At 44.4% G+C, this 25,115-nt stretch carries 34 protein-coding genes; 26 read left to right on the forward strand and 8 right to left on the reverse strand.

The window, feature by feature from the left end:
• Positions 1–14: 14 nt before the first annotated feature.
• Positions 15–353, forward strand: coding sequence for a hypothetical protein (locus tag DLD82_RS00975; RefSeq protein WP_109939234.1), 339 nt, complete (start codon positions 15–17; stop codon positions 351–353).
• A gap of 10 nt (positions 354–363) precedes the next feature.
• On the opposite strand, the gene DLD82_RS00980 is transcribed toward DLD82_RS00975, so the two are convergent.
• Positions 364–1,281: a class I SAM-dependent methyltransferase gene (locus DLD82_RS00980; protein ID WP_109939235.1), complete on the reverse strand. Its 918-nt coding sequence runs from the start codon at positions 1,279–1,281 to the stop codon at positions 364–366.
• Positions 1,282–1,320: 39 nt separating this feature from the next.
• Between DLD82_RS00980 and hmgA the strand changes: the two genes are divergently transcribed.
• Both hmgA and DLD82_RS00990 read left to right on the forward strand, forming a co-directional pair.
• The gene (gene hmgA / locus DLD82_RS00985; RefSeq protein ID WP_109939236.1) at positions 1,321–2,526 is read left to right on the forward strand and encodes a hydroxymethylglutaryl-CoA reductase (NADPH); all 1,206 of its coding nucleotides are present in this window, start codon (positions 1,321–1,323) and stop codon (positions 2,524–2,526) included.
• A 53-nt stretch (positions 2,527–2,579) separates the two neighbouring features.
• Positions 2,580–3,515 (forward strand): carboxypeptidase-like regulatory domain-containing protein, encoded by a 936-nt coding sequence (locus DLD82_RS00990; protein ID WP_109939237.1) that lies wholly within the window; start codon positions 2,580–2,582, stop codon positions 3,513–3,515.
• A gap of 18 nt (positions 3,516–3,533) precedes the next feature.
• Here DLD82_RS00990 and DLD82_RS00995 read toward each other — a convergent pair whose 3' ends face one another.
• Genes DLD82_RS00995 through xseA form a run of 4 tightly spaced genes read right to left on the reverse strand, consistent with a single transcriptional unit; the run spans position 3,534 to position 5,885 of the window.
• A complete protein-coding gene (locus DLD82_RS00995) occupies positions 3,534–3,851 on the reverse strand; it encodes a hypothetical protein (RefSeq protein WP_109939238.1) in 318 nt (105 codons plus the stop codon).
• Between the two features lie 48 nt (positions 3,852–3,899).
• Positions 3,900–4,325, reverse strand: a complete 426-nt coding sequence (locus tag DLD82_RS01000) for a hypothetical protein (protein ID WP_109939239.1) — start codon at positions 4,323–4,325, stop codon at positions 3,900–3,902.
• The gene (xseB, locus tag DLD82_RS01005; protein ID WP_109939240.1) at positions 4,322–4,507 is read right to left on the reverse strand and encodes an exodeoxyribonuclease VII small subunit; all 186 of its coding nucleotides are present in this window, start codon (positions 4,505–4,507) and stop codon (positions 4,322–4,324) included. Before xseB ends, DLD82_RS01000 begins: the two co-directional genes overlap by 4 nt.
• On the reverse strand, positions 4,491–5,885 hold the full coding sequence (gene xseA, locus DLD82_RS01010) for an exodeoxyribonuclease VII large subunit (protein ID WP_109939241.1): 1,395 nt from the start codon (positions 5,883–5,885) through the stop codon (positions 4,491–4,493). Before xseA ends, xseB begins: the two co-directional genes overlap by 17 nt.
• Before the next feature lie 44 nt (positions 5,886–5,929).
• On the opposite strand from xseA, the gene DLD82_RS01015 reads away from it, so the two are divergent.
• The 23 genes from DLD82_RS01015 (at position 5,930) to DLD82_RS01125 (ending at position 21,768) form a co-directional block, all read left to right on the forward strand.
• The gene (locus DLD82_RS01015) at positions 5,930–6,742 is read left to right on the forward strand and encodes a sugar phosphate isomerase/epimerase family protein (protein WP_109939242.1); all 813 of its coding nucleotides are present in this window, start codon (positions 5,930–5,932) and stop codon (positions 6,740–6,742) included.
• 103 nt (positions 6,743–6,845) lie between these two features.
• Complete coding sequence (locus tag DLD82_RS01020) at positions 6,846–8,135, forward strand: hemolysin family protein (protein WP_109939243.1); 1,290 nt, start codon at positions 6,846–6,848, stop codon at positions 8,133–8,135.
• A complete protein-coding gene (purN, locus tag DLD82_RS01025; RefSeq protein WP_109939244.1) occupies positions 8,132–8,743 on the forward strand; it encodes a phosphoribosylglycinamide formyltransferase in 612 nt (203 codons plus the stop codon). Before DLD82_RS01020 ends, purN begins: the two co-directional genes overlap by 4 nt.
• Positions 8,744–8,749: 6 nt before the next feature.
• Complete coding sequence (locus DLD82_RS01030) at positions 8,750–9,094, forward strand: ribonuclease P protein component 4 (RefSeq protein ID WP_109939245.1); 345 nt, start codon at positions 8,750–8,752, stop codon at positions 9,092–9,094.
• Positions 9,069–9,320, forward strand: coding sequence for a YhbY family RNA-binding protein (locus DLD82_RS01035; protein WP_109939246.1), 252 nt, complete (start codon positions 9,069–9,071; stop codon positions 9,318–9,320). The genes DLD82_RS01030 and DLD82_RS01035 overlap by 26 nt, the downstream gene beginning before the upstream one ends.
• 193 nt (positions 9,321–9,513) lie before the next feature.
• Complete coding sequence (locus tag DLD82_RS01040) at positions 9,514–11,703, forward strand: PKD domain-containing protein (RefSeq protein ID WP_109939247.1); 2,190 nt, start codon at positions 9,514–9,516, stop codon at positions 11,701–11,703.
• A gap of 174 nt (positions 11,704–11,877) precedes the next feature.
• Entirely contained in the window at positions 11,878–12,300 is a 423-nt protein-coding gene (locus DLD82_RS01045; protein ID WP_109939248.1) for a 30S ribosomal protein S19e, read from the forward strand.
• Between the two features lie 19 nt (positions 12,301–12,319).
• Entirely contained in the window at positions 12,320–12,652 is a 333-nt protein-coding gene (locus DLD82_RS01050; protein ID WP_109939249.1) for a DNA-binding protein, read from the forward strand.
• Complete coding sequence (locus DLD82_RS01055; protein ID WP_109939250.1) at positions 12,649–13,242, forward strand: DUF7411 family protein; 594 nt, start codon at positions 12,649–12,651, stop codon at positions 13,240–13,242. The genes DLD82_RS01050 and DLD82_RS01055 overlap by 4 nt, the downstream gene beginning before the upstream one ends.
• Positions 13,243–13,250: 8 nt before the next feature.
• Complete coding sequence (locus tag DLD82_RS01060; RefSeq protein WP_109939251.1) at positions 13,251–13,403, forward strand: 50S ribosomal protein L39e; 153 nt, start codon at positions 13,251–13,253, stop codon at positions 13,401–13,403.
• Positions 13,404–13,409: 6 nt separating this feature from the next.
• The gene (locus tag DLD82_RS01065; RefSeq protein ID WP_109939252.1) at positions 13,410–13,673 is read left to right on the forward strand and encodes a 50S ribosomal protein L31e; all 264 of its coding nucleotides are present in this window, start codon (positions 13,410–13,412) and stop codon (positions 13,671–13,673) included.
• Positions 13,674–14,336 (forward strand): translation initiation factor IF-6, encoded by a 663-nt coding sequence (locus tag DLD82_RS01070; protein ID WP_109939253.1) that lies wholly within the window; start codon positions 13,674–13,676, stop codon positions 14,334–14,336.
• A gap of 1 nt (position 14,337) precedes the next feature.
• The gene (gene rpl18a / locus DLD82_RS01075) at positions 14,338–14,532 is read left to right on the forward strand and encodes a 50S ribosomal protein L18Ae (protein WP_109939254.1); all 195 of its coding nucleotides are present in this window, start codon (positions 14,338–14,340) and stop codon (positions 14,530–14,532) included.
• Between the two features lie 5 nt (positions 14,533–14,537).
• Positions 14,538–14,987 carry a prefoldin subunit alpha gene (gene pfdA, locus DLD82_RS01080; RefSeq protein WP_245920327.1) on the forward strand — a complete coding sequence of 150 codons (450 nt, stop codon included), beginning with the start codon at positions 14,538–14,540 and terminating at the stop codon, positions 14,985–14,987.
• A gap of 34 nt (positions 14,988–15,021) precedes the next feature.
• A complete protein-coding gene (gene ftsY, locus DLD82_RS01085; RefSeq protein ID WP_109939255.1) occupies positions 15,022–16,080 on the forward strand; it encodes a signal recognition particle-docking protein FtsY in 1,059 nt (352 codons plus the stop codon).
• The gene (locus DLD82_RS01090) at positions 16,080–17,393 is read left to right on the forward strand and encodes a signal recognition particle protein Srp54 (protein WP_109939256.1); all 1,314 of its coding nucleotides are present in this window, start codon (positions 16,080–16,082) and stop codon (positions 17,391–17,393) included. The genes ftsY and DLD82_RS01090 overlap by 1 nt, the downstream gene beginning before the upstream one ends.
• Entirely contained in the window at positions 17,393–17,977 is a 585-nt protein-coding gene (trmY, locus tag DLD82_RS01095) for a tRNA (pseudouridine(54)-N(1))-methyltransferase TrmY (RefSeq protein WP_109939257.1), read from the forward strand. Before DLD82_RS01090 ends, trmY begins: the two co-directional genes overlap by 1 nt.
• Positions 17,968–19,215, forward strand: coding sequence for a tRNA pseudouridine(54/55) synthase Pus10 (locus DLD82_RS01100; RefSeq protein ID WP_109939258.1), 1,248 nt, complete (start codon positions 17,968–17,970; stop codon positions 19,213–19,215). The genes trmY and DLD82_RS01100 overlap by 10 nt, the downstream gene beginning before the upstream one ends.
• Positions 19,202–19,495 carry a 50S ribosomal protein L21e gene (locus DLD82_RS01105; RefSeq protein WP_109939259.1) on the forward strand — a complete coding sequence of 98 codons (294 nt, stop codon included), beginning with the start codon at positions 19,202–19,204 and terminating at the stop codon, positions 19,493–19,495. Before DLD82_RS01100 ends, DLD82_RS01105 begins: the two co-directional genes overlap by 14 nt.
• A 22-nt stretch (positions 19,496–19,517) precedes the next feature.
• The gene (locus tag DLD82_RS01110) at positions 19,518–19,871 is read left to right on the forward strand and encodes an RNA polymerase Rpb4 family protein (RefSeq protein ID WP_109939260.1); all 354 of its coding nucleotides are present in this window, start codon (positions 19,518–19,520) and stop codon (positions 19,869–19,871) included.
• A gap of 10 nt (positions 19,872–19,881) precedes the next feature.
• Positions 19,882–20,442 (forward strand): DUF655 domain-containing protein, encoded by a 561-nt coding sequence (locus tag DLD82_RS01115; RefSeq protein ID WP_109939340.1) that lies wholly within the window; start codon positions 19,882–19,884, stop codon positions 20,440–20,442.
• Positions 20,439–21,209, forward strand: coding sequence for a 16S rRNA (adenine(1518)-N(6)/adenine(1519)-N(6))-dimethyltransferase RsmA (gene rsmA, locus DLD82_RS01120; RefSeq protein WP_109939261.1), 771 nt, complete (start codon positions 20,439–20,441; stop codon positions 21,207–21,209). The genes DLD82_RS01115 and rsmA overlap by 4 nt, the downstream gene beginning before the upstream one ends.
• Entirely contained in the window at positions 21,202–21,768 is a 567-nt protein-coding gene (locus tag DLD82_RS01125; protein ID WP_245920328.1) for a HemK2/MTQ2 family protein methyltransferase, read from the forward strand. The genes rsmA and DLD82_RS01125 overlap by 8 nt, the downstream gene beginning before the upstream one ends.
• 10 nt (positions 21,769–21,778) lie before the next feature.
• Here the strand turns inward: DLD82_RS01125 and hxlB are convergent, their stop codons facing one another.
• The 3 genes from hxlB to DLD82_RS01140 form a co-directional block, all read right to left on the reverse strand.
• Positions 21,779–22,411 (reverse strand): 6-phospho-3-hexuloisomerase, encoded by a 633-nt coding sequence (gene hxlB, locus DLD82_RS01130; protein WP_245920329.1) that lies wholly within the window; start codon positions 22,409–22,411, stop codon positions 21,779–21,781.
• 49 nt (positions 22,412–22,460) lie between these two features.
• Positions 22,461–23,948, reverse strand: a complete 1,488-nt coding sequence (gene purH / locus DLD82_RS01135) for a bifunctional phosphoribosylaminoimidazolecarboxamide formyltransferase/IMP cyclohydrolase (RefSeq protein ID WP_109939263.1) — start codon at positions 23,946–23,948, stop codon at positions 22,461–22,463.
• 75 nt (positions 23,949–24,023) lie between these two features.
• Positions 24,024–25,097, reverse strand: a complete 1,074-nt coding sequence (locus DLD82_RS01140; protein ID WP_181391181.1) for a DUF3821 domain-containing protein — start codon at positions 25,095–25,097, stop codon at positions 24,024–24,026.
• Positions 25,098–25,115: the final 18 nt, after the last annotated feature.

The following is a 25,115-nucleotide window of genomic DNA, read 5'->3' on the forward strand; positions in this document are numbered from 1 at the left end:
GCAGATAACAGTATATGGGTTTTCCATTCCGCCTGTTCCTGGTAATTGCCAGCATCATTCTTCTTGCATGGGTGGCGGGAGCTGACGGAAATCAGACAATAGACTCAAATAAAAGTGTCAACGGTTCTTCAGTGATTTTTACATTTACCAAGGCAAACCCGTTCGAAGATACAAATTCCTCCCTGTCCAATGGAAATTATAGCACATCAGAAAAACTGGAATCAGCAGAGGCCCATTATAACAGAATGAGTGAAGAATCAGATATCAGTCCTCTCCACCTCAATATCCTGGGTATTCCAATGGAATGTCATTTTTGTCTTCCGTTAAGGGTAATCAACACCAATAATCATTGATTACCCATCATTACCCATCTCCACGGGTAATATCGTATACGGCATGAAACTGGTCCGGAGAATAGGATCTGACAAATTTTGTCTCAACTTTCAAAACCGGATACTGATGAATTAGATCCAGCAATTCATCCTCTGATCTTACCAGGGCATAGAGGTGTATTGTACCCCCGGGTCTGCACATACGAAATGCTGCAGAAAGAAACGGACTTGCCTGCATCGGAAGATTCATGATAATCCGGTCAGCAGGAACCGGAATAATATCAGGAAGGTGATTTGCATCAGCAAGAAGAGGTACCACATTCCTGCTATGGTTTTTATGAATATTATGAATCATCAGGATTATTGCATCCGGGTTTAAATCTCCGGCAAAGACGAGTGATGCTTTTCGTGCGAGGGTAATGGCAAAAGGACCAACCCCGGCAAACATGTCAATTATCCGTTCTCCTTCATTCATCATCCGGAGAATCCGTTGACGTTCTCCGGACAAACGAGCAGAAAAATACGCATGGGAGAGATCTATGGTAAAATGGTGCCCATATTCAATATAATCTGTTGAAGTAGTGTTCAAACCTGCAAGAACTTTGTAACTTTTCGTTCGAAATTCTCCTTTTACTGCACTTTCAGCATACAGGACAGTATGATATGAAGCTTTGGAAGCGAGTATCTCCCCAGCTCCTTTTGGATCATCATCCTGCATGATTGCAATACCGCCTACCTGTTCAAACCTGGGTAGTTCCTTTTGTTCAGGAATACCAGGAAAAATTTCACAGGTAGTACCCTCAACTTGTCTTGTGACAGGGATAAACAGGTATTCACCTTCAGATCTGATCCTGCATGACCGGTTAAGCAGCCCCTCATCGATGAGTCTTTGACGCATGCATTCTCCTTCTGACCGGTGCACCCGCAAAGACCAGGACCTCTTTTCCATCCCTCATGTGTTATAGCGGGCCCGGTATAACACGTATGTATGGATGAATACATCCGCAGGTTACGGGATGGCTCACTGAAATTATATGCTCTTGAAAAAGAACTCTCTCCAAATGATGCTGTATCGGTCAGGCGTTCATTCATCGAAGAACAGACAGGTGTGACACTTGACAGGATTGGTGACTGTTCCATTTCTCTTGACGCAGTAGTGAAGAAAAACTGTGAAAACATGATTGGAACCATCCAGGTGCCGCTTGGAGTTGCCGGACCTGTTCTAATAAAAGGAGAATATGCGGAAGGCTCATGTTATCTCCCCCTTGCAACAACAGAAGGAGCTCTCATTGCTTCAGTTAACAGAGGTTGCAGTTTGATTTCAGCAAACGGGGGGGCGGATGTCAGGGTAATGAAAGATGGTATGACGAGGGCACCGGTCTTTGCTGCTAAAAGCATCGTTCATGCAAAAGACATTACCGACTGGATCCATACACATGAAGACCAAATCAGAACTGAAGCTGAAGCAACCACCAGGTTTGGAAAACTTACCCATATTGAGGTGACTACGGCTGGCACTTCAGTATTTGTCAGACTGGCATTTTCAACCGGTGATGCGATGGGGATGAATATGGTCACCATAGCATCAGAAAAAGTTGCGAAACTCATTTGTGATGAGACCGGCGCCAGGATAATTGCCCTGTCAGGAAACTGGTGCACGGATAAAAAACCTGCTGCCATCAATATGGTTCTCGGCAGGGGCAAAACAGTCATGGCAGGGGTTTATCTTTCAAACGATAATATTGGTAAAGTTCTGAAAACAACGGCATCTGCCCTTCTTGAAGTTAACATGCGGAAAAACCTGGTGGGATCAGCACGTGCTGGCTCTCTGGGATTTAACGCACATGCGGCAAATATTATCGCAGCCATGTTTATTGCCTGTGGACAGGATCCGGCCCATGTTGTTGAAGGCTCACTTTGTATTACTACCGTGGATCCGGCTGATGACGGAGTCTATGTTTCAGTGACCCTTCCTGCCCTTCCGGTTGGGACAGTGGGTGGAGGAACCGGAGTTGAAACACAGGCAGAATGTCTTCGGATGCTCGGGGTATCAGGAAGCGGCGATCCTCCGGGGAGCAATGCCAGAAAACTTGCAGAGATTGTTGCTGCAGGAGTTCTTGCAGGGGAATTATCCCTTCTCGGGGCACTGGCTGCACAGCATCTGGCCCGCGCTCACAGCACTCTTGGCAGATAAACCAGCACATTTCTGTCAACAACTCTTTCTTTTCATTAATCTAACCGTATGATATGAAAACAGACGGATGTATTACAACACCTGAATTTAATATCAGGTTCTTTATTGTCCTTCTGATTGGGGGACTAATTTCTTTTGGAATTCCTCTGGTCAGTGCTGAAGATGGATTTCCCCAGACTCATTACTGGAATCCCTATGAGGGATGGGATATTGAACTCTCTTCTGTTGCCGGAATAGGTCTTTTCCCGACTGTTGAAGTGGACTGGACTGCAAAACCAACGAGCGGACCGCTTCCCAAATCAACCACCTCAGATACCTGGGTAAAAATGGCCTATTATCCTCCGGGGGAAGAAGAGGGGCAACCGGCAATCCTTGCAGGATATGTGGGTGGCCGGAATTACAATGCAGAAGTTACTATTACCGGTAAGATGGCAGTAGAGGATGAATTTAGTGAGATTGTGACGATAAAAGCACAGGAAAACGGTATCTTTGTCTGGGCGGTGCCGGACACGCTCAAAAATGTCAAATACTTCCAGGCGATTGCAAAGGTTAGTGGTGCTATAGCAAAATCTGAGATTGTTGCGACCTCCGGATTATCCGGATATGTTCCGGCAGAAACAGGAAGTAGCACACCCTCATCCACAATAGTAGCGGTAACACAGCCTGAATCATCAGTCCCGTCGATAACCAGCCTCACCCTTTCAGCCAATACGGTAAGACCAAAGGTTGGAGATAGTGTTGAGCTTTCAGGCAGACTTGTCGATAGCAATGGAAAGGGTGTTTCAAGGGCAACCATAACGATTGAAGTGCCGGATTATGGGACTGATTTTGAACCACTCCTGACCACATCAACCGATGGTGACGGAAGGTTTTCTGCAACAATCAATACCTGGGAAGGTGGGGGAGTCCCTGTCAGAGCAGTCTTTGAAGGGGATGATGACTTCCTTGCATCAACCAGTAATACCCTGACTTTTTACGCATCGGAATAAAAATTTAATTTTCTTTTTTTAGGGATTTAAAAACCAGACCTCCGGGAATGGTATTGTCTGGTCCATAAGAAGATTTACAATCTGTGGAACAAACAGACCGATTATCACCAGCATCCGGAGAGGGGAATTATCAATCCTCCGGTACGCAATAACGGTAATTATCAGCAGGACAATCATGGCACCAACCCATGTCCATGTCCAGGGAGCTGCAGATCCTAAGTTTATTGAAGATACCACATATCGGACTATAGACGTTAAAAAAAAGGTACCAGAAATCAATGCCAGGATTGCAAAAATGATGTCAACAAAGATCAATGTGCGGTTTCTTGCATTCACGATGTTACCTTCCGGTTTATTTAGGATAAAGGTTATGGAGAGATTATTTTATCCCATGATGTTTGAAGTCACACGGGTTACCTTTGCCTCTATTTCAGCATCCCTGGTTCCCTGGGAGAGCAGGTCAAAATTGCTATCTGTCATTTGAAGAGTTACCTGTCTTGATACTGATATTGTCTCCTGCTTTGGAACGGTCCCGACTTCAAAGTTATCATTCACAAACCGGTATTCAGGTAGGTCTTTTGGAGTACTGACAATGACCATAACACTGACATCATACGCATTATTGCCGCCTTTGTTTGTTACATCGACAGTGACATCATAGGTAATTTCCTGCGTTTCCGGGGATACATGAACCTTTTGCAGGGTTGAGTTTAAGATTAACTCAGGCTCAGCATAGGTGTTACATCCGGCACAGAGGATGCTGCCAACGAATAATAAAACAATAAAGATGAGCGTGATATTTTTTTTCATGATTCCCTCCCGAGTTCGGTAATCTTTACTTCAACCTCGGCAAGTTTTTCCTCACACTGGTGGACTAAAGTGGTACCCTGTTCGTAGAGAACAATCATTTCTTCAAGGCTGGTCTCGTTATCCTCAATCTTTCGAACAATTTCTTTTAGATCAGTAATCATCTCTTCATATTTTTTCGTCATACTGTACCTTCCTTATTTCTGCATCGGCGGTTCCATTTAAAAAGCGTAACTGAACCATCGCTCCAGGATGTATGTCGCAAACTGACCGGACAACCTTTCCATCAGAGTGGACTAGACAATATCCTCGTTTAAATGCCTCTTTTGGCCCATGGGCCGCGAGAATTGCGCTCATCGATCGGAGTTCGGTTTTTTCCCGGGCAATTCGTGCAGATACACTTTTTGTCAGGCGCTCGGTAAGTTCTATCATGAATGCTCTCCGGTCCGGGAGCTCTCTTATCAGTATATTCCGGGGATTTCTGCCATCTATTCTCCCTTTCAATTCAAGTAACAAAGAATGTGCCCGTTGCCGGGATGCTTCTCCTGCACGCAGTAACCGGTCAGAAATTTCAACCAGATTCTCTCTCCGGATTCCCATCTCACGTTGCAGCCGGAAAAACGATAGTCTGTCACGAACAGCATTCAGATCTTCCTGTGATCTTTCAAGGTTCTGAATAAGTCTGAGGAACATTCTCTTTTTCAGATGAACGAGGTTTTCATATTCACTCTTCCGATCAGGAACACATAACTCAGCGGCATGGGAAGGAGTTGAAGCACTGATGTCTGCGGCAAGGTCTGCAAGAGTGATGTCCACATCATGACCTATAGCAGAAATTACCGGAACCGGAGAGTTCACAATTGCTTCGACAACCACCGGGTGATTGAATGAAAACAGATCTTCATTGCTTCCTCCTCCCCGTCCAACGATGAGAACGTCGACCATGCCCTGCACTCTTCCAATCGCCCGGGCAATATCCTCATGAGCTAAAGGTCCCTGAACAATGGTTGGGGAGAGAATTATTTCTGCAGGAAAACGACCCGAGATTACATTTTCAATATCATGTATGACCGCGCCGGTAGGGGAAGTGACAACACCGATTTTTTCCGGAAACTTTGGAAGAGTTCTTTTTCTTTCACTGTTGAACCACCCTTTCCCGGCCATTTCGCGCCTCCACTGTTCAATAAGAAGGGCCTTTTCTCCGGCTCCGGAAGGCCGCATCTGGGTAATCTGAAATGAATATCTTCCACCAGGCTCGTAGTGAGAGACTGAACCATATGCCCGGACTTCCATTCCGTCTTCGGGTAAAAAGTCAAGATATTGTGCTTTGCTCTTCCAGATTGAACACGATATTACAGATTCCTTGCCGGATTTCTTTTCAAACAGTGAAAAATAGAGGTGTCCGGAACTATGGCGCTTAAAATTTGTTATCTCCCCGCTAATCCAGATGTTCTGCAGGTCTTCATTTTCCAGCAGGTGTGAAATGATTGCAGAAACTTCGGATACACGAAAAATATGTGGATCCTGGTTCTTGTTCCACTTATCAAGGGTTACCTGATCCATGGTGCCTGATTGATTATCTTCACTCAGATAGATAATGTCTGGTAATGGTCATTTCTTTCTCGAGCATGTTCTTTCATGATTTTGTACTTGATGATATTTTCCAGGCCTGCAATGAATCAGGTGCAGATACACTAGAATTCTGGCTTGAGACGCCGTATTTTTGGCTAAATGGTCTCAACGAGGATTATCTGATGGAAGTTATCAATACTCATAACATTTCCTGCCCGCTATCAGTTCACGCGCCTGTTCTCGATCTGAACCCCTGTTCCATTAATCCGGATGTCCGGGAGGTTTCGATATTATGGATAGAGCGTTCAATAAAACTTGCTGAAAAAATTGGTGCATCGGTGTGCACTATTCATCCGGGAAGAAGAACTGCAAAAAGGCCTCCAACCATTACTGATTACCAAAGACTTGGACACATGCTTGATACAATTGAGCCCCTTGCTGAATCAGTTCAGGTAAAGGTCGCCATTGAAAACATGGAACCTGCAGTAAATGCTCTTCTCACATCACCTGAAGAGATTCAAAAGATCCTTGATGGGCGCCCATGGCTCTGGTTTACCTTTGATGTTGCTCATGCACTAAGACGTGGTCTGACCGTTACCGGGGATTTTCTAAAAATAAAAAAGATAGCAAATATCCATATCTCCGGCAGCAATGAACAAAAAATGCACGGACTGGTATCCCAGGATCCGCTAGCATTAGAGTTTCTTCCCCGCATTAAGGAATCAGGGTTTTCCGGACCATTAACACTTGAATTAAACGATCTTACTCTTTCAAAGCAACATAATTATCAGGAAAAAATTCAGGTTCTCAAAAATGAAATTTCCGGTATCAGGACATATTTACAATAAACATTTTTTATCCTTCAGGAAGGATATCTATGGTGAATCAGGCAGCCATAAAGAAAACCTATGACTCCATTACTAATATGCCGTGTTCCGGCGTGAACGCTGAATGATAGAATATTACATATACATTATTATTTTCGTTTTTTGTCTCATCCTGTCCGGTTTTTTCTCGGGTTCAGAAGTTGCATTATTCACTATTACCAGAGCTAAAGTCAGGACTCTTGTAAATGAAAAATCACAGGGATCTGAAGCTCTTGCGACCCTGAAAAAAACTCCGGATAAGTTTTTGATAACCATCCTGGTCGGGAATAATGTGGTGAATATCCTTGCGGCATCGGTTGCAACTGCAGTGTCAATCGGATTTTTTGGTGAAACCGGCATCGCGGTTTCGGTAGCAACCATCGTAGTTGTGCTCCTCCTCCTCGTCTTTGGAGAAATTTTACCCAAGATGTATGCGACAAGGAATGCAACAGAGTACGCATTGCGGTTTTCCCCTGCAATTCTCTTACTCTCCCGAATACTGAGTCCAATAACCTATGTATTCAATGCCCTGGCAGGGAAAGTAACCGGAAGCATCGGATTTGCTCACCATATGATAACCGAAGAGGAGATCAAAGAATGGATAGACGTGGGCCAGGAAGAAGGAACAATAGAGAAGAATGAACAGGAAATGCTTCATTCAGTCTTTGAATTCTCAGATACCCGGGTCCGGGAAGTCATGACTCCCCGAATTGATGTGGTGATGATTGAGGATTCTGCAAGCCCTGAAGAGGCCCTTGAAATTTTTAAGACAACCGGATTTTCAAGACTACCTGTCTGGCATGAGAATATTGATACTATCCGGGGTGTGCTCAATGTCAAGGATGTTATCTTTTCGGTTCTGAATGCACAGGATACCACGCCCGTCGAGGAGATCTGCTCCGAGCCGTTGTTTGTTCCGGAAACAAAGAATATTGATGATCTTCTGAAAGAACTCCGTGTCAAAAAAACCCATATGGCCATCGTCCTGGACGAGTACGGATCCTTTGTAGGGATTGTTACCGTTGAGGATATTCTTGAAGAACTGGTGGGAGATATTCTTGATGAGTTTGATACAGAGGAACATGAACTGGTCAGGATTGCTGATAATGTCTACTCTGTCAATGCGAGGATGTGGGTTGAAGACTTAAACAAGGAACTTGGCATTTCCCTCCCGATGAGTGAGACATATGAGACAATAGCCGGCCTCTTTATTGAGCGCATGGGAAATATTCCCAGAATTGGAGATGTCTGTGATATTACTGAGGAAAATATCCGCCTGGTTGTTATTCAGATGACAGGAAAGAGAATCAACCGGCTTAAGTTGTTATTAAACTCGCCTCATAAACCAGAATCAGGACAGGGTGAAAACAGATGAGGGAAGGAACTTTTGTAGTACTTGCTTCAGGAAGAGGGACAAATTTCCAGACGCTTTTTGATCGAACAACCGATGGATATATTCCGGCACGGTGCACTGCCCTGATTACAGATAATCCGGGAGCCTATGCAATTTCACGTGCTCAAAAGATGGGGATTGCACACGAGGTCGTTGATTACAAGTCATTCCCGGACAAGACAGGGTATGAAGATGCGCTGATCTCTGCAATTGACCGGTATAACCCGGACCTTGTCGTCCTTGCCGGTTACATGAGGTTGCTTGGAAGCCTGATTGTGGATAAATATGAAGGAAAAATGATCAATATCCACCCATCACTCCTCCCTTCCTTTGCCGGTCTCCATGCCCAGCAGCAGGCGCTGGATTATGGAACTAAGGTCTCCGGATGCACCGTCCATTTTGTTACGAAAGATATGGATGCCGGTCCGATAATTATTCAGAGAACAGTTCCGGTCCTTGATGATGATGATGAGGAAAGTCTTGCAGACCGCATTTTAATCGAGGAACATCAGGCATTTCCGGATGCTTTAAAATTGTTTTTTGAGAAAAGACTTCTTATTGAAGAACGCAGGGTTCGAATCCTGTCCTGATCACTCATGAGTAAAAAGTCCCCGCGCTCTGATCGCAGACAGATTGCATTGGAAAGGATCCGGATATTATTTGATAAAGCTGATGAATTCTTGAGCTGGGACAGTGAATTTAGTAATCGGTGTATCAGGCATGCCTGCCTGATTGCAATGAAAGAGAGGATCAGGATACCTCTCCCTTTAAAAAGGAGATATTGCCGGGTGTGCAAAACCTATCTTGTCCCGGGTAAAACAGGAAGAGTCCGGATAGACAGGGGGAGAGTAATTATCACCTGTCTTTCCTGTGGCTGGCACCGGAGATTCCCCCTATCCAGGAGAAAAAATAACCATGGAAAAGAAGAAAAAAATGTCTGATACTGCTTATCATGAACTAAAACCTACAATATGGATAGGAAAACACGGAGTTACAGACACAATAATTGATGAAATACGATTGCAAGTAAAAACCAGGGATGCTATCAAGATAAAATGGCTTTCATCAATAGAGATCAATCCACAATCTATAGTCAAGGATAGTGGAACAACACTCCTTCAGATTCGCGGAAGAACGATGGTAATAAAGAAAAAAGAAAATAAATAGTGGCAAGAGTTAGAGAACAATAATTATTTGTATTTATCAGTCTCTCGATAAAAAACAGAATTGGAATAATTTCTTGCCCTCAATAAATTTTTATATTCTCATGTTATGTGATATACGCTATTTCCAGTCTGATTTTCTGATATAGAGGCCTCATTTAAAATAATATATATACATATGTAACAGAAATTTCTTAATGAGGAAATTCTTTCCAATTTTTGTTGCAATTTGTTTGATTCTGACAAATATCGCACCTGTTCTTGCATGTAGTGGAGGAACTGGTTATTCAGATATGGGAACTAGTAATTCTGACAATGGTGCAACTACACCAGCAGCTTCAAGTTCAAGCCAAATATCTGCTAAAATTAAGTTGTCACCATCATGGGTAGGTCAAGCTCCTTTAGAAGTAAAATTTAGTTCAACAATTCTAGAGGGTTCACCAAGTAGTATTATCTGGGATTTCGGTGATGGTTCGAGTGGAGAAGGATCAGAGGTTGAACACACCTATACAAAAGCTGGTCCTTACACGGTAGTAGTAACAATAACAGATACATCTGGAGAGACCTTTACGAAGAAGGAACGGGTGGTTGTATCAGAGAGCCCATCTAGTCAGGAAGAGGCACCCTCCACAAACAGCGATTCTACAGAGATGGAAGATGAACTCTCAAGCAGCGAAAAAGATACTTTTTCAGATGATAATAATAACCCAATTGATGAATCAGAGAGCTCATCTAGTCAGGAAGAGACACCTTCCGCAAACAGCGATTTTGCAGAGATGGAGAATGAACTCTCAAGTAGTGAAGAAGATATCTATTCAGATGATTATAGTAACCCAATTGATAATTGGCTAGAGGGGAGAGGAGATCCTAATGCAATGAGTTTATCAAAATTGACCTATACGACGAGGGATGGAGAGTCTTTTCAGTTTGCTCCTCCAACTTTTGGTGGTGAACCAATTTATTTTGCCTTGGAATCCTACCCAGTTTTGGCTACAGTGGTTGATGATCAAGGTGTAGTGTATACCTATAAATTATCATGGGATGGGAAAAGAACAAAAGAATATCCCCCAATGGACATAAATACGCAATCAAAGGACGTTAATGAGCAGCAACCTGAAATATTACAAGACGAAGAAGCAGTTGAAGGAGGTATAAAAACCGTAAACGATAAACACACCACATTTGATGAGAAATCAAACGCAGATGATAACAAACCCCCCGTTGAAAATAATGAGTGTGATGAAAACTGCCAAAAAAATGATAAAAAAATAGAGGATTTAAAGAAAATAAGAGATATTCTTGAAAAAATGAAGGGGGAATTAACTAATGAACAGAAGAAGTGGATTCGAGAGTCTTTAATTAATATTATTACTTTTGGACAAAGTGCGGTGATTGGTAAATATGGTGGGGAAGTTGGTCAAGTTTTATATGACCTAGAAGCAACTACGATTGAAACAGTTACACCCCTTTATCCTGAAAAAGCCAAAGATAGTTTTTGGAGCATTCAAACTATAGATAATATTGCCGCCGTGGGGATGGGCGCTGGTGCAATGTTATTCTTTACACCTCTTGCACCTATTGGTGCGGCTATGATGACAGTTTCGAGCGTCTGGACACTTGAACATGCGAGTGCTGATGGCATCAAACTTCTTAAAGATAAGGCAGAATTAAATAAAGCAATAAATAAGGTCGATAATGAAATTGCTCAAACACGAAATTTGGTAAAAACAAAGGCATTTGATAAAAATGCACAAAACAATAGTCAACGAAATGATTTAGTCAATCAATCAATTGATTATTATCTTGAAGAGATTAGGCATGCAGATCGAAATCTCACTCAAATAAAGGATCTGATCGGTAATAGCACGGATATTGCTGAACGTGCTGATCTCGAAAACCATGAACGTATCATGAAAGTATATAAATCAATAATTGAGTCCCAATTATTAGGCTTCTATGGATTTATTTCATATGTTCAGTCGGAATACTCATTTTTTGAAGGAGATTTACCAAATGCTGGTGAGTTGATACAGGAGAGTATACAAAAAAATAATGAAGCAATAGTGTCATTAGATTCAGCTAAAGAACAATGGAAAAAAATAGATCCAAATTGGGATTTCTTGAAATCTGATGAATATGAAGAAATTTTGTCAGATATTGTATATTATCAGGATGGATATCAGGATGCAGATATTCTCTACAAATCTATGAATAATTATTACTATGCAATGAAAGACCTAATTTTAGAAGATAACATATCATTTGATGAAAATTATTCAAAATTTAGAGATGGAATAATTTCATTGAATGACTCGCCGGTTTTCGGAGAGTTTGCTAAGAACATTATAGATGACTTTGAACAGATTTCAGTAGTTAATGGAACCTAAATATTTCATAATAATAAACAGCAGGATTTTTTTAAAATATTACATTTTTTCACTTACCTCAAAGAATCTTGGTAAATAAGCACTTTCCCATCAACTTTTTTCTCTAGAAATATATAAGAATACTTCAAACTAATATGTAGAGACTACTATCCGTATTGAGAGTGTGGACTATCGATGACTACTGTATATGATGTTCCGGCTGACAAGCTCATTGCAAAAGCGGCAATGGAACTGAAGGAAAAACCAGAAATAACCGCGCCTGAATGGGCACCATTTGTAAAGACCGGTACACACCGTGAGATGCCTCCGGAAGATCCGGACTGGTGGTACACCCGGGCAGCAGCAGTCCTCAGGCGAGTATATGTTGATGGACCGGTCGGTGTTGAGAGAATGCGTTCGGTTTATGGCGGAAAAAAGAACCGCGGTTCAAAACCGAACAAATCAGTCAAGGGGAGTGGCTCTATCCTGCGAAAATCATTACAACAACTTGAAGCAGCAGGATTTATTGCAAAACAGAAGAACGGCAGGGTTGTAACTCCGGCCGGGACTTCATTCCTTGACGGAATTGCCTATACTGTCAGTACAGAAAACCAGTAAGTGGTGTTGGTGATTAACGATGGGTGACGATGAACTGGCTGATATCCGCCGGAGAAAAATGGCAGAGATGCAGCAACAGGCTGCCGTGCAACAGCAGGAGATTGACCGTCAGCAACAGTACGATGCGCAAATGCAGATGGCACTCATGCAAATCCTGGAGCCTGAAGCCAGGGAGCGACTCAATACCATCAAACTCACCCGTCCTGATTTTGCACGGGCGGTTGAACAACAACTGGTAATGCTTGCCCAGAATGGCAGAATCAAGACGAAAATATCAGATGACCAGCTAAAGGTCATCCTTCAGCAGGTGACCCCGGCAAAACGGGAGTTTAATATCAGGCGGAAGGGATGAAGGCAGGCGTCCTCTTCTCAGGTGGAAAAGACAGTTCTCTCGCAGCAATACTTCTTTCTACCTGGTATGAGGTCGAACTGAACACCTTCCTCTTCAGCCATAATGCCGGCATTTCCGATGTCAAAGCAGCTGCTGCATCATTAGGATACAAACATCATATTCGTTCATTTCCGGAGGGTTTTCTCGCCGAAATAACAGATATGATTGTGAAAGACGGGTTTCCGAATAATGCAATCCAGCAGGTTCATCGTGAAGCGATCAGGCATCTGTGTGGTGTGTATGATGTTGTGGCGGATGGTACCAGATTTGGTGATCGGGTGCCTCTTCTTTCAGATGATGAAATCCGCAGCATCAGCGACCGGTTTGGGTGCTCCTATGTCAGACCGCTAATCGGGTTTCCAAAACGTGAAGTTGAACGGTTGGTATCCAGATACCTGACAGTGGAGTATGGGGAAACCGGAAATATCTCCAATGGGGATTATGAGACGGGTATCCGCAAGGAATTAAAGAGAAGAGGACTTTCTCCCGAGCAATATTTCCCTCCGGCACATCAGCAGTCCCTGATAACTGGCAGATTAATTCTTACCTGAGGTGTATTATGAGTAAACTTACAAAATGCCGAAAGATTCGGTTATCAAAAAAGACCCAGCAGAACAGGCGTGTTCCTCAGTGGGTTATGGTAAAGACAGCCCGAGCAGTTATGGCCCATCCGGCCCGCCACAGCTGGCGGCGGAGCACATTGAAGGTGTGATGATACATGGTTGAAAAACTGCAGGAACAGATGTATGTAATCCCTCTTGGGGGAGTAAAACGGGTTCCCCGATGGCGCCGGAGTGCAAAAGCAATGAAAGACATTCGTGCATTCCTGGGTAAACACATGAAAAGCGATGACGTACGTCTCGGACAGGATATCAATGAACGTATCTGGGCCAGAGGTACTGAAAAGCCACCTGCACGGGTTCGTGTACGGGCGATGAAGCTCGAAGACGGACAGGTACAGGCAGAATTAGCTGAGGAGTAGATGGACCGTACTGTCTCGATTGCAGGAGACCCCTACATCGGCGTTTTCACCCGCGTATTTGAAGATATCGCGATAGTCCCGCCAGAAACAGCACCGGAACTCATTGAACGATATGAAGAGGCGTTCAGGGTGGAAGTCATAAAAACCACCATCCAGGGCAGCCCGATTATCGGTTCTCTCATTGCTGGAAACAGTCATGGACTAATAATCACCGGAATGGCAAAAGAAGAAGAGATTCAGACCCTCTCCGAGTACCGTGAATTAATGTTACTTGAAGAGGGGATGAACGCTGCAGGGAACATTATATTAGCAAATGATACTTTTGCAGCGGTCCATCCGGAAATGGATACGGAACTTATGGAGGCAATGAGTGAATTCCTTCAGGTGCCGGTAATCCCTCTTACGTTAGGTGACATAAAAACCGTTGGAATGGCGGCAGTTGCCACAAAGACCGGCGTTGTCATCAATCCCCGGAGCACACCCGGAGAAATCCAGAAACTGGAACGGGTGTGTGACCTCCCCGTGGGGAAAGGCTCTGTAACAATGGGTAGCGGGATGGTTGGAACAGGTCTTGTTGCAAATAGCCGTGGATATCTTGCTGGAATCGGGACCAGCGGTTATGAACTCAGCAGAATTGAAGATATTTTAGGTTTTGAGGAATAACATGGATGAGAAAAAATTTGAGGTAAAAGGAACGTACCGGGAAAAACCCGACTTTTGGAAACCATTCACCAAAGTTCTCACTGCACCAAATCCGGTTCAGGCTAAAGAGCGGATTCTTTCAGTAATCGGAAGCAAGCACCGCCTTGCCCGTCCTTACATTAAGGTTGAAACCGTATCTGAAGTGAGTGGGGAGTGATACTGGTGGCCCCCGTTGATCCCAGAGAGGTTCAGTCTCTTCAGAATTACCTGAATCAGTATACACAGCAGGCTGAAGTCTACTCACGACAGCTTGGTATTATGGAGGAAGGTATCCGTGAGGCAAATGCCTCCATAGAGACATTAAATGCCCTCGCAGATGCAGGGGAAGCACCAGTTTTCATGCCAATTGGCGGCGGACTGAATATCAGGGCAACCATCGTGCAGCCGGATGAAGTGTTCGTCAGTATTGGCTCAGATATCATTGTACAAAAGACCAATAATGGTGCCATTTCTTACCTTCAGGATCGTATCAAGGAGATGGAGGCCTCTGCAAAAAACCTCACAGAAGTCCTCCAGAAAATTGATGCCCAGGTAAAGGACATCCAAAAACGTCTTGAACTGCTCTACCGGCAGGCTCAGACTGAACAACAGGGTGCAGGTTCCCTTCAGTAACCCCTGCTTCCTGTTTGGCTGCAGGTGATGGAAAATGTTCAAAGCACTGAAGGAAAAACTTTTTTCTGCCCGAAAAAAACTTGAAAATTCTCTTGAAGAAGCAAAACCGGAAATAGCAGTAATACCGGACGCTGCTGTTGATGCTGATATTCTACCAGAGAGCGTTAGTACTCCTGCCTCTTTGGAATCTGAACGAAAATCTGCTCCGAAATTCACCGAAAAACTCGTTTCTTTCGTTCGTGACAGGGAATTTATCATATCTGAAAAAGATATTCATGACATTCTGGACGAACTTGAAATGGGTCTTCTTGAAAGTGATGTAGCTTTTTCGGTAACTGAGGAGATTCTCTCCCACATAAAATCCGACCTTTCAGGATCAAAAAGGAAGATCGGTACATCGGTAGATTCCATTGTCCGGAGCGCTCTTGCAGATGCACTCCTCGGTGTACTTGGGGAAGGAGTTGACATTGTCTCTTATATCAAAGAGCATGATCGCCCGGTCAAAATTTTGTTTACCGGAGTAAATGGGACTGGAAAAACAACTTCCATCGCAAAGGTTGCAAAATTTTTACAAAACAATGGTTTTTCTGTAGTTTTAGGAGCTGGAGATACATTTCGTGCAGGTGCTATTGAGCAGATTGATGTCCATGGACAAAGACTTGGAATTAAGGTAATTCAGCACCAGGAGGGATCTGATCCTACTGCTGTCCTGTTTGATACCGTTGAATACGCCCGGGCACATCAGATAGATGTAGTTCTTGGAGATACGGCAGGAAGATTTCATAACCGGGCTAACCTGATGAACCAGCTGGCAAAGATAAGGCGGGTTATCAAACCGGATCTCATTGTGTACGTTGATGAAGCGGTCGCAGGAAATGATGCAGTCATCCGGGCAGAAGAATTTTCTAAATCCGTCGGAATCGATGCAGTAATGCTCACCAAGGTGGATATGGATCCAAAAGGTGGTGCTGCCATCTCAATCGCCCATGCGGTTGGAAAACCTCTCCTGTTTATCGGAACCGGTCAGGCATATGAGGATGTCATGGCATTCAATCCCTCCGCAGTGGTTGCAGATCTCTTGGGTGATGCCTGATGCTTGATAACCTTGGTTCTAACCTGAAGGATGCATTGCGCAAACTTGCAGGAAAAACCGTCATTGACCGGGCAGCAGTAGAAGATCTGGTAAAGGATCTTCAGCGGGCCCTTCTGCAGGCAGATGTCAATGTCAAACAGGTCATGCAGCTCTCGCAGACCATTAAGAAACGTGCTCTTGATGAACAACCCCCGAAAGGGGTTACAGCCCGGGAACATGTGCTTCGTATTGTATATGATGAACTTGTCCTGCTCGTTGGTAAAACCGTTGAGATTACTCTTGGTAAGCAGATTATCCTGATGGCAGGTCTGCAGGGTTCAGGAAAAACCACAACGACTGCAAAACTCGCACGGTTCTTTAAAAGAAAAGGGATGCGGGTTGCAGTGATATGCGCTGACACTTTCCGGCCAGGTGCATACACCCAGATAAAAACTCTCTGTGACCGGATCCAGGTCCCCTGTTATGGAAATCCTGCTGAACAGGATGCACGAAAAATTGTCCGTGATGGTCTGGCCTCTCTGAAAGATGAAGTTATCATCGTCGATACCCAGGGTCGTCATGCCCTTGAGGACGATCTTATCACCGAGATCATTGACCTGAATGAGATAACCCGTGCCACTCACCGGTGGCTGGTTCTTGATGCAGCTCTTGGACAGCAGGCACGTGAACAGGCCAGAAGATTTCATGACGCGGTGAATATTGACGGTGTCATCATCACCAAGATGGATGGAACCGCAAAAGGAGGAGGTGCTCTCTCTGCCGTTGCTGAAACCGGTTCAGGTATCGTCTTTATCGGGCAGGGAGAAACCATCGAAGATCTTGAGTGGTTTGATCCAAGCAGTTACATCTCACGGCTGCTTGGCATGGGAGATCTAAAAGCTCTGGCCGAGCGTGTGCAGGAGTCCATCGATGAGCAGGATATCGATGTGAATGCCATGCTCTCCGGTAAGTTTACCCTCCGTGATATGTACCGGCAGCTTGAAGCGGTCAATAAAATGGGCCCGCTGAAACAGGTTTTGTCCATGCTTCCAATGGGAGGAATGGATCTTCCAACTGAAGCCCTTGATGTCACCGCATCAAAGATGAACAAATACAAGATAATCATGGATTCTATGACACCAATTGAACTTGATGATCCGACTGTCCTCAACGGGTCACGGGTTCATCGTATTGCCATGGGTGCCGGGGCTAATCTGGATGAGGTCCGTGAATTAATCAAATATTATAAAATGATGAAACGGACATTCAAGGGTTTTAAAGGAGGAGAGAAAGGGATGCAACGGCTGATGAAAAAATTCGGGAAAATGTCCTGATGATTTCATTTCTCATAATCGGACACACAGCCAGTACTGATGCATCGTTTTCTTTAAACGATCTCCCGGGGGCCGGGGGGAGGATGGACCTCCTCTGCAGGGCAATCGGGTCCTCTCTTTTTTTATCTCACGGAATAAGGCAGAATATTACCTGTGATATTCTTCTTCTTGGACAGCCTCATCCGGGTCGCATCATCCGGTTTTCAGGCAATGAAATAAGAAATCTTTCACCTGATGAACGCAATATCGCATCTTTCATTAAAAAGGGCCTTGCCATACCTGCAGGGAAGAAATTCAGAGAAGCAGGACCCGGACTATCCTGCAGGACAGGAACACTTGCAGATATGCTGACAGAACAAAAGTATGCGGTACTGGATGAATCGGGCATTGATATCAGAAAAGTTCCGGATGAGGATCTTCCAAAAAATTTTCTCCTCTCCGATAACCAGAATTTTTCAGATGATGAGAAAAATTGCACTGCCCACCTTCCCTGTTTTTCGCTGGGACCGGCAATTGTCCATGCAGATCACGCGATAACACTGCTACTCAATGAAATCGATCGGAGGGAGTCAGGATGGATCTGACAGAACTATATCAGAAAATAACAGATTATGGAGAAATTTGTGATCACTGCCTTGGTCGCATGGTCGCAAAACGTTCATTTGGGCTTTCAAATGATAAGCGTGGCCAGGGAATCCGGATAGCAGCGGCACTCACCCTGAATGAACCATTTCACCCTCAGCAGGAAACCTGCTGGATTTGCGGGGATTTTTTTACCACTGCAGAAGTGTGGGCTGACCGCGTAGTTCAGGCTTTTCAGGGTATGGAAGGTAAAACCTTTGTTATCGGCACAAAAGTTCCGCCTCTTATGAGTGAATCCGAAGAGATGGTGTGGAGCGATCTCGGTCTTTCAGATCCAGAACCTCTGAAATCAGAGATTAACCGAGAGGTTGGAAAACTTGTCGCTGCAAAGACCGGACTTGCGGGGGACACAAAAAACCCTGATTTGACAGCAGTTCTTCACATCCATGAAGAACGTGTTGAAGTTCAGATACGGTCTCTTTTCCTTTACGGACGATACCTGAAATATGAACGGGGTATTCCACAAACTCACTGGGCATGTTCGAAGTGTAAAGGTGCCGGATGTGAGGCATGTAACGGTACCGGGAAACAATATCAGGATTCTGTCGAAGAACTCATCGGAAAACCACTTCTGCCTATTTTTAAAGCCGAACGGGCAATTCTGCACGGGGCTGGGAGAGAAGATATTGATGCGGTAATGGTAGGTTCAGGCAGACCATTTATTCTTGAAATTGTTCATCCGCTTATAAGGAGTGCAGACCCTAAAACACTCGAAGAAGCCATCAACTCCGCGAATACCGATCGGGTCGGGGTTATTGATCTGGATTGGAGTGCTCGCTCAGAGGTGGAAACCTTAAAGAATTACAAAGGGCATAAAAAATACAGGATTCTGGTCGATATAGACGGTTCCATCCCGGAAAAAACCCTTCAATCAGCACTAGAGCAACTATCGGGGGCTACAATTCATCAGCGCACGCCTACGCGAGTAGCACACCGGAGGGCAGATAAGGTACGTGAACGGGGCGTTGTTGATATCAGATATACAGGGAAGGAAGGCAACGACTTCGTAATAGAGGTCACGGGTGAAGCCGGACTGTATATTAAGGAATTGATATCAGGCGATCAGGGAAGGACCACGCCTAGTCTGACAGAGGTCCTGAAAACCCCTGCACGTGTGGTACAGTTAGATGTAATACATGTGGAAGGGATAGATCAGGTGAAATCTCATGGCACTTCATAACGGACCAAGAAAAAAGACCCGGTATAAATTCAAGAAAGATCTGAGAGAACGCGGAGTTCTCCCGGTTACACGGGTCATTCAGAAGTTTGAAATCGGACAAAAGGTTCATATTGTTTGTGAACCGAGCATTCAGAAAGGAATGCCTCACCGCAGGTTCCACGGCAAGACCGGTTCAGTAATTGGTCAGCGTGGTCGTGCCTGGCTGGTTGAGATCCGTGACGGTAACAAAAACAAGATGGTAATCTCCCGTCCCCAGCACCTGCGGGCACAGCAGTACTAAACGAAAATTAAGACTGATTGGCATGAAAATTAAAGGAATCCTCCAGGAAACAGCAATTACTCTCCCTGAATTGAAAGAAGAGCTTCTCAATGTGGAAGCTGCACGACTTGAAAAAAGCAAGGAGATGCCATATGAGCTTAGGCGGAGTATTGAACATGCCAATCAGATTTCAAAAACATCTGCTGAACAATCTGCAGAACTCGTGCAGGCCCTGATTCAGCTTGATAAAGTGAAACCTGACGTGGCATACCGTATTGCCAGTATCATGCCACGGACACGGGATGAAGTGCGGGCAGTATTCGGAAGAGACAAATTTTCCCACACCCCTGAAGAACTTGATGCAATCATTGATCTGGTGATATCCCATTTCAGATAGGTTGATGCCCATGAAAGAGGAGAGAAAGGAGATCAATGCAGTAGTTCTGGATATTCTCCCAAAGGGATATCCAAACGATCCACGACCGATGTATAAGAGGGAACCGATAGTCCAGGCTGTAGGGGTGGAACAGTTCAAACTTCTTGAACTCATACCAAAAAACCTCACTCTGGATATCGGCGAGCTTGTGTACATCGGAGGGGGAGAGCGTCAGAAGATTGAGCGGGTAAAACGCCGGCTCAGATTTGATGAACTGACACATAGTGCAGTTCAGGAGCTCTCCTTTGCAATTGAACGGATTGTAAAAGACAGGGAAAAGGAATTTGTAGATTTTTACAATAAATCAATCCCTATTACCCCAAAACTGCATATGCTCCACCTGCTCCCTGGAATCGGCAAGAAACTGATGTGGGAGATTATCGAGGATCGGGAGAAGAAACCTTATGAAAGTTTCGCAGATATTTCTCAAAGAATCAAAACAATCCCGCATCCTGAACGGATGATTCTGAATCGGGTTCTTGAGGAAATCCAGGATCCGAATGTGAAATATCACCTTTTTACCTCACGATGAGGGCTTATAAGGACCAGCACTTTTTAACCGATCCAAGGATCGTTGCTCGTATTGCTGATATCCTTGATATTTCAGGAAGAAGGGTTCTGGAGATTGGACCGGGGGAAGGTATTCTCACAAAAGCCCTTCTTGATAGGGGAGCTACCGTAATATCAGTAGAACTGGATCGCCGACTGATAGATCTCCTTACCTCTCGTTTTAGTGATAAACTAGCATCCGGTGAGCTTACCATAATTCCCGGTGATGCGGTTAAGGTTCCTCTTCCTCCTTTTGATATCGTAATGGCAAACCTGCCTTATTCAATCTCATCTCCGATCACGTTCCGACTCCTTGAGATAGGATTTGAGTCTGCTATACTTATGTATCAGAAAGAATTTGCAGACCGGATGATGGCACCACCGGGAAGCAGGGAATGTGGGAGACTTTCTATTATGCTCCAGACATACGCACGGGCAAACCGGTGTTTTGATCTCCCTCCCGGAGCATTTTCTCCTCCTCCAGCAGTACATTCCACCGTCATGTGGATTGAACCAAGAGAGCCCCTCTTTCCCATAACCGACAAAAAAATGTATGAAGAAATTGTCAGGGAACTTTTTTCACGGCGGAGAAAGACCGTCCGATCAACACTTCATGCACTTTCCGGTAAATTTGGTAAAAAACAGATGGAAGATCTAATTGAAACACTGGACACAGAAATTCTTTCATCCAGACCTGAGGCACTGTACCTTGAAGATTTTGCCACCATATCCAACAGGATTAGTGCCTGATAAAAACCAGGTTTATTCCCCCAGGGAAGATACTTTTCTACTGCTTCGAGCAGCAAATAACGAGATCCTTCCTGCTGACACTGTTCTTGAAGTAGGAATTGGAAGTGCCTACATCATTTGGAATTTATCTCCTTGCAAACTTGCTCTGGGAACCGATATCAATCCACATGCAGCACTTCTTGCACATACACAGGGAGTAAATATTATCAGAACGGACTTTGCCGACGGTCTGAAAAAATATTTTTCTCTTGTCATCTTCAATCCCCCATATCTTCCGACCTCTCCTGAAGAGCGGGGTGATGACTGGCTGGAATTTGCCCTTGACGGTGGCCCGGACGGAAGAGAACCAGTCAATGCTTTTTGTACCCGGATTTTGAATGTTCTGAATGATTCAGGCAGAGTAGTAATGCTCATCTCTTCATTACAGGATTTTTCATCCTGCGAAGAAATTTTTTCTAAAACCGGATTTAATTACACGGTTGTGGACACTGAAAAAATGGAAGATGGAGAAGAACTGCGAGTGTATAAACTTACCCGGAAAAATCAGATGATTTTTTAAAAATATCCGGTTATTGCATATTCGTGTACCGTTCCATAATTTCTTCGATAGAACAGTGTTTCATCTCGATTAAGGCGCTGATAACAGAATCTGCAAAAATCATAGCGGCTGTTTCAAAAAGGGTACCAAGTGGAGTACATGCCGCAGATATTGAACGGTGTTCCCCCCTGAGCTGACGGAGGTCAAAATGGTCAGGGCCGACATGGCTCCCTTGTTCCTCGGTATTCAGCAGCACGACACAATCTGCAAGATCCATCATAGGAGATGCCGGTGTTCCGGTAACGAGACAGATATGTCCACCAATCTGCCTGGTCGTTTCACAAGCCTCAAGTACAGATTTTGTTGTACCGGAACCGGAGAACGCAATCAAAGAGTCGCTCTCATGGAATGCGGGAGTTACCGTTTCACCGACAACATACGAAGTAAAACCAAGGTGCATCAGGCGCATTGCAAATGATTTTGCAACAAAACCTGATCTTCCCGCACCAACCACAAAGATTCTCTCTGCCCGTGTGATTTCAGAGATAAAACAATCTACCTGTTCCTGCTCAAGGGTCTGTGCAACTTCTCCGATACGTGCAACCATCATGAGAATAATATCACGGATGGGAATACAGGGTTCGCCACAAGAATGTGAAGACATGAGGAGTACTGCCTAATGGATATTTTTGTGTTAGTTCATCTTTGTTTTGTTAATGCCGGAAATACCTGACACCGGTAAACACCATTGCCATTTTCCTTTTGTTTGCCTCTGCGATGACCTCATTGTCCCGGATTGAGCCACCCGGCTGAATCAGGGCGGTTGCTCCTGCATCTGCAGCGACTTCCAGCGTATCGGGAAATGGTAAAAATGCGTCTGAGGCGACAACTGAACCCTTTAATGGAAATTGTGCTTTTGAAATTGCTATCTTCGCACTGTCTACCCTGCTCATCTGTCCGGCACCAATACCAAGGGCGCGGGTTTTATCAGCAAAAACAATAGCATTGCTTTTTACATGCTTACAGATCTTCATAGCCAGCTGGAGTGCTGCCTCCTCATCCGCGGACGGATCCCTATCCGTAACTACAGTCCATTCTTCTCTGATGACCGGCGTTCGCTGGACAAGGGCGCCACCATCAATAGTCCGGACTGCATCCTCATTTGAGTGTTCTGATATCACAAGCAGGCGCAGGTTTTCTTTCGCTTTTAGGATGTCCCGTGCTTCGGATGAGAAAGAAGGAGCTGCAAGAACCTCAATAAATGTCGATACAATCTCCCTGGCAAGACTGGCGGTAACTTCCCGGTTAACCACAACAATCCCCCCGTATGCTGAAACCGGATCGACATCCCTGGCTGATTTATAGGCCTCTGTTACATCAGTGCCTATGGCAATTCCGCAGGGGTTGTTATGCTTGACAATGACTGCAGTACATTCATCAAATTCATTGAGAAGACCAACGGCAGCGTCAACATCAAGATAATTATTATATGACATTGCCTTGCCCTGCAGGGGGATTGATCCGGCGATGCCGGTTTCACCATACACAGCAGCCATCTGATGCGGGTTTTCACCATACCTGAGCATGCGGCCATTCCGAAGTTGCACAGAATAGATATCAGGCATATCCTTGTCAAGACCATAGAGATAATTACTGATTGCCCCGTCATATGCTGCCATGCGTGCAAATACTTTTCTGGCAAAAGACAGTCTTTCCTCTTTTGTAAACTTCTTTCCGAAATTTATTGCATCAATAACAAGAGAATAATCTGCAGGGTCAATAATCACCAGTACATCCTGGTAATTCTTTGCTGCAGCCCGAATCATGGCAGGCCCCCCAATATCAATAAACTCGATGAGTTCATCAAGAGGCAGACCCTGCCCGGCCATATCCTCAAACGGGTAAAGGTTCACAACAACTAGGTCTATCGGCCCGATATTATGCTCCTTCATAACAGAATCATCAGTACCTCTCCGACCCAGAATACCGCCATGTATACGTGGATGGAGAGTTTTTACCCTCCCATCCATCATTTCAGGAAATCCGGTATAATCTGATACTTCCTGGATAGGTATTCCTGCGGACGCGAGAACTTTTGCAGTACCTCCTGAACTCAGCAACTCCGTTCCTGCCTTATTGAGTGCATGGGCGAGGTCTGTGATACCTTCTTTATTCCATACTGAGAGCAGTGCACGCTTCATGGAGGAATACTTTGGTCACCAGATGATATCATGATAGTGACCGGGGGCAATATCTGGTAAGATCTCAAAAAAAGATTATACTTTTTTCCTGACTGTTAGAATAAGACCTGCCACAAGAGCCAGAAAACAAAGACCAAAGTTTAATGGTTGTTTCTGGGTTTTTTCAGGAGAGTTTTTTGGAGGAGAGGGAAGTGGAGGTTTGGTTGGTTTTGGAGTAAAGGTCGCTATTGGTTTGGTTACTTCCGGTGTTATATCCAGAGTCAGTTCAGGCACTGGTTCTTCTGTTGGTTCAGGTGTCGGCTCTTTGGTAATTACTGGTTCATTATCAGATTCAGATTCTTCTTCATTATCATTCTCATCCTCATTTTCTGTTTTATCTTTATCTGAATCTGTATTCTTCTCCTCTTTTTCCTCTTCTTCTTCCTCCGGCTTTATTTTACTGAGGATAAAGGTTGTTTTTGTGCTGGTAGTGACACCCTCACCAGAGTTTTTTTCATTAATATCGTTCACATTACAGGTTGCCCATGCCGTGTATTCTCCTTCCGGGTACTCAGTTTCAGATTTTGTTTCCCAGATCGCACCGGTATCAAACGGGCTATAATAAACGTAGATATTTTCAAGATTGTATGTTCCGGTGGGAGAATTTAGCTGGCTATATGTCGTCTCATTCGGACCGGTGAGATTTATTTTTACCGGAGCACCGGCTGATCCCACACGTTCACTGATTGCATACATATTCGTGGATATTTTAAATGAGACCAGATTTCCTTTTTTTATCCATTCAGGTTCGTGATCAATACCATTCTCAATAACATCAAGTTGCAACCAGGGATCTTCTACTTTAAAAACAGGTTTTTTACTGGTAAGTCCATACCATGTTCCTGTTTTTCCAGAAAAGAACGTGGGATCCACAAAAAAATGGGTTGCATCCATGACTTTTGCACGCGAATCCGGGGTGCCTTCAGGAGAGCCGGAACTCCAAAACGCAATTTCTTCGCCGGTTCTCACATTACATTCAGAAATATCAATATCATTCTCTCCTACGAACACCGTGCCCTCTTTAGGTATTTTAGAGTCAAGTGCAAGCACATCTTGAGATAAGATACAGATGATGAGTGCGATAAGTAAGAAAAATGTGCGATAACCCATATAATAGGGTTCCATCTT

Origin of the sequence: Methanospirillum stamsii, from assembly GCF_003173335.1 — an archaeon.
Taxonomy (GTDB): Archaea; Halobacteriota; Methanomicrobia; order Methanomicrobiales; family Methanospirillaceae; genus Methanospirillum; species Methanospirillum stamsii.